A 3,924-nucleotide genomic window follows, 5' to 3' on the forward strand; every position below is an offset into this window, starting at 1 on the left:
GCCTGCTGCAGACCCTGACCTTGCTGCGCGACGATCCCGGCTGCCGGTGCACCCAGTTGGTGGACATCACCGCCGTCGACTGCCCGTCGAAGGCTGAGCGGTTCGAGGTCAACTACATGCTGCTGTCGGTGTCCAAGAACCTGCGCGCGCGGGTGAAGGTCACCACGGATGAGGACACGCCCGTCCCGTCCTGCGTCCCGCTGTTCCCGGCCGCCGGCTGGTACGAGCGCGAGACCTGGGACATGTTCGGCGTGTTCTTCTCGGGCCATCCCGACCTGCGCCGCATCCTGACCGACTACGGCTTCGAAGGCCACCCCCTGCGCAAAGACTTCCCCCTGACGGGTTACGTCGAGGTCCGCTACGATGACGAGCAGAAGCGCGTCGTCTATGAGCCGGTGAAGCTGACGCAGGACTTCCGGGCCTTTGATTTCATGTCGCCTTGGGAGGCGATGACCGATGTGCAACTGCCGGGCGACGAGAAGGCGGTCATTCCGCTGGGCGCGTCGTTGCGCGACGGCGGCGTGAAGAAGTGAGATCGGCCATGGCCAATCCTGTCGAAAACCAAATCAAACCCTACACGATGAACTTCGGGCCGCAGCACCCTGCCGCCCACGGCGTGTTGCGCCTGGTTCTGGAGATGGACGGCGAGATCGTGGAGCGGGCGGACCCGCACATCGGTCTGCTGCATCGCGGCACCGAGAAGCTGATCGAGTACAAGACCTATATCCAGGCGATGCCCTACTTCGACCGGCTGGACTACGTGTCCCCGATGTCGGAGGAGCACAGCTTCGTGCTGGCCGCGGAGAAGCTGCTGGGCATCGCCCCGCCCAAGCGCGCCCAGCACATCCGCGTGCTGTTCGCCGAGCTGACCCGCATCCTGAACCACCTGCTGAACGTCACCACGTTCGCCATGGACGTGGGCGCGCTGACCCCCGCCCTGTGGGGCTTCGAGGAGCGCGAACTGCTCATGGAGTTCTATGAGCGGGTGTCGGGTGCCCGGATGCACGCCAACTACTTCCGCGTCGGCGGCGTCCACCAGGACCTTCCGGCCGGCCTGCTGGACGACATCGAGGCCTATTCGGCCAAGTTCGAGAAGTTCGTCGACGATGTGGAGGGCCTGCTGACGGCCAACCGCATCTTCAAGCAGCGCCTGGTTGACATCGGCATCGTCTCGGGTGAGGAGGCGCTGGCCTGGGGCTTCACCGGCCCGGTGCTGCGCGCCTCCGGCATCCCGTGGGATCTGCGCAAGGCCCAGCCCTACGACACCTATGCCGAGTACGACTTCGACGTGGCCGTGGGCAAGACGGGCGACTGCTACGCCCGCTACCTGGTGCGGGTGGAGGAGATGCGGCAGTCCAACCGCATCGTCCAGCAGGCCATCGCCAAGCTGCGTCAGACCCCGGGCGCCATCAAGGTGGACGACCGCAAGATCGCGCCGCCGCCGCGGGGCGACATGAAGCGCTCGATGGAATCGCTGATCCATCATTTCAAGCTGTACACCGAGGGCTATCACGTCCCGGCCGGCGAGACCTACACCGCCACGGAATCGCCCAAGGGTGAATTCGGCGTGTACCTGGTGTCCGACGGCAGCAACCGTCCCTATCGTTGCAAGATCCGGCCGACGGGCATCGCCCATCTGCAGGGTGTTGATTTCATGTCCCGGGGCCACATGCTCGCCGACGCCGTCGCGATCATCGGTTCCATCGACGTCGTGTTCGGAGAGATCGACCGATGAGCGCTTCCGAGACCCCAGCCGGTCCGGCGACCTTCGAATTCACCGCCGACAACCTGGCCCTGGCCCAGCGGATCATCGCCAAGTATCCGGAAGGCCGCCAGGCGAGCGCCGTGATGCCCCTGCTGGATCTGGCCCAGCGCCAGCACCACAACTGGCTGCCCCGTGCAGCCATGGACTACGTCGCCGGCATGCTGGGCATGGCCCCCATCCGCGTGTACGAGGTCGCCAGCTTCTACACCATGTACAACCTGAAGCCGGTGGGCAGGCACTTCGTGCAGGTTTGCACGACCACCCCCTGCTGGCTGCGCGGTTCGGACGAGGTGCTGGCGGCGTGCAAGCGCAAGCTGGGCATCGGCCCGGGTGAGACCACCGCCGACGGCCAGTTCACCGTGGTCGAGGTGGAATGCGCCGGCGCCTGCGTCAACGCCCCCGTGATCTCGCTGGACGACATCTACTACGAGGATTTGGACGCGGCCTCCACCGAAGCGCTGCTGGACACCCTGATCCGGGGCGAGAAGCCCAAGCCCGGCCCGCAGAACGGCCGTATCAATTCCGCGCCCATCGGCGGTCCGACGACGCTGATCGAGATGGCGCAGCGTAACGGCGTCAAGCCGGCGTCGCAGGAGTAAGGCCGATGTTGCGCGACGAAGACCGCATCTACACCAACCTCTACGGCTTTGAGGATTTCCGCCTGGATGCCGCCCGCAAGCGCGGCGACTGGGACGGCACGAAGGACATCCTGGCCCGGGGCCGCGAGACCATCATCGAGCAGGTGAAGGAATCCGGCATGCGTGGCCGTGGCGGCGCCGGCTTCTCCACCGGCCTGAAGTGGTCCTTCATGCCGAAGAAGGTGGAAGGCCCCGTCTACCTGGTCATCAACGCCGACGAGGGCGAGCCCGGCACCTGCAAGGACCGCGAGATCCTGCGCCACGATCCGCACAAGCTGATCGAAGGCTGCCTGATCGCTGGTTTCGCCATCGGCGCCACCGCCTGCTACATCTATATCCGGGGCGAGTTCTACAATGAGGCGTCCAACGTCCAGGTCGCCATCGACGAGGCCTATGCCGCCGGCCTGATCGGCAAGAACGCCTGCGGCAGCGGCTACGACTACGACATCTACCTGCACAAGGGGGCTGGCGCTTACATCTGCGGCGAGGAAACCGCGCTCATCGAGTCCATCGAGGGCAAGAAGGGCCAGCCGCGCAACAAGCCCCCATTCCCCGCCAACGCCGGCCTGTACTCCCGCCCGACCACGGTCAACAACGTGGAAAGCATCGCGGGCGTGCCCACCATCCTGCGTCGTGGTCCCGCGTGGTTCGCCGGAATCGGCCGTCCGAAGAACGTGGGCACCAAGCTGTTCTGCATCTCCGGCCACGTGAACAAGCCGTGCAACGTGGAAGAGGAGATGGGCATCCCGCTGAAGGAACTGATCGAGCGTCACGCCGGCGGCGTGCGCGGCGGTTGGGACAACTTGTTGGCGGTCATTCCCGGCGGCTCCTCCGTGCCGGTGATGCCCAAGAGCGTGTGCGACACCGTGCTGATGGACTTCGACAGCCTGCGCGAGGTCGGGTCCGGCTTGGGCACCGCCGCCGTGATCGTCATGGACAAGTCCACCGACATCGTGAAGGCCATCGCCCGCCTGTCCAAGTTCTACATGCATGAGAGCTGCGGCCAGTGCACGCCCTGCCGTGAGGGCACGGGCTGGCTGGCCCGCGTCATGGACCGCATGGTCCGCGGCCAGGCCCGCCTGGACGAGATCGACATGCTGTACGACGTGACCAAGCAGATCGAGGGCCGCACCATCTGCGCCCTGGGTGACGCCGCCGCTTGGCCGGTGCAGGGCCTGATCCGGCACTTCCGGCCGGAGATGGAAGCCCGCATCGCCGCCTACCGTCAGAGCATCGCTGCCGAGTAAGCGGCGGAAGGATTTGAGACATGCCGAAACTGACCATCGACGGTATCGAGCTTGAAGTGGCGCCTGGCACCTCCGTGCTGCAGGCCTGCGAGCAGCTGGGCATCGAGGTTCCGCGCTTCTGCTATCACGAGAAGCTGTCGGTCCCGGCCAACTGCCGCATGTGCCTGGTGGAGATGGAGAAGGCGCCCAAGCCCATCGCCAGCTGCGCCATGCCCTGCGGCGAAGGCATGGTGATCAAGACCGACACCGAGACCGTGCACAAGGCGCGCAGGGG

The 3,924-nt window shown here is 65.9% G+C and carries 5 protein-coding genes; all 5 read left to right on the plus strand.

Going from position 1 to position 3,924, the window contains the following annotated elements; all coding sequences use genetic code 11:
- Positions 1–533, plus strand: a 533-nt coding sequence (locus I55_RS28345) for an NADH-quinone oxidoreductase subunit C (protein WP_044564083.1), incomplete at its 5' end; no start/stop codon positions are given.
- A gap of 8 nt (positions 534–541) precedes the next feature.
- A complete protein-coding gene (locus tag I55_RS28350) occupies positions 542–1,735 on the plus strand; it encodes an NADH-quinone oxidoreductase subunit D (RefSeq protein ID WP_044564084.1) in 1,194 nt (397 codons plus the stop codon).
- On the plus strand, positions 1,732–2,364 hold the full coding sequence (gene nuoE / locus I55_RS28355; protein WP_044564085.1) for an NADH-quinone oxidoreductase subunit NuoE: 633 nt from the start codon (positions 1,732–1,734) through the stop codon (positions 2,362–2,364). The genes I55_RS28350 and nuoE overlap by 4 nt, the downstream gene beginning before the upstream one ends.
- Positions 2,365–2,369: 5 nt before the next feature.
- Complete coding sequence (nuoF, locus tag I55_RS28360; RefSeq protein ID WP_044564086.1) at positions 2,370–3,650, plus strand: NADH-quinone oxidoreductase subunit NuoF; 1,281 nt, start codon at positions 2,370–2,372, stop codon at positions 3,648–3,650.
- A gap of 20 nt (positions 3,651–3,670) precedes the next feature.
- Positions 3,671–3,924, plus strand: a 254-nt coding sequence (locus I55_RS28365; protein ID WP_044564087.1) for a 2Fe-2S iron-sulfur cluster-binding protein, incomplete at its 3' end; no start/stop codon positions are given.

The sequence above is a fragment of the Azospirillum sp. B4 genome (assembly GCF_000333275.1).
Classification (GTDB): domain Bacteria; phylum Pseudomonadota; class Alphaproteobacteria; order Azospirillales; family Azospirillaceae; genus Nitrospirillum.

Bases quoted from the DNA above. Each gene is read 5' to 3' on its own strand.
- nuoE (WP_044564085.1), top strand. From the start codon at position 1,732: ATGAGCGCTTCCGAGACCCCAGCCGGTCCGGCGACCTTCGAATTCACC.
- I55_RS28350 (WP_044564084.1), top strand. From the start codon at position 542: ATGGCCAATCCTGTCGAAAACCAAATCAAACCCTACACGATGAACTTC.
- nuoF (WP_044564086.1), top strand. From the start codon at position 2,370: ATGTTGCGCGACGAAGACCGCATCTACACCAACCTCTACGGCTTTGAG.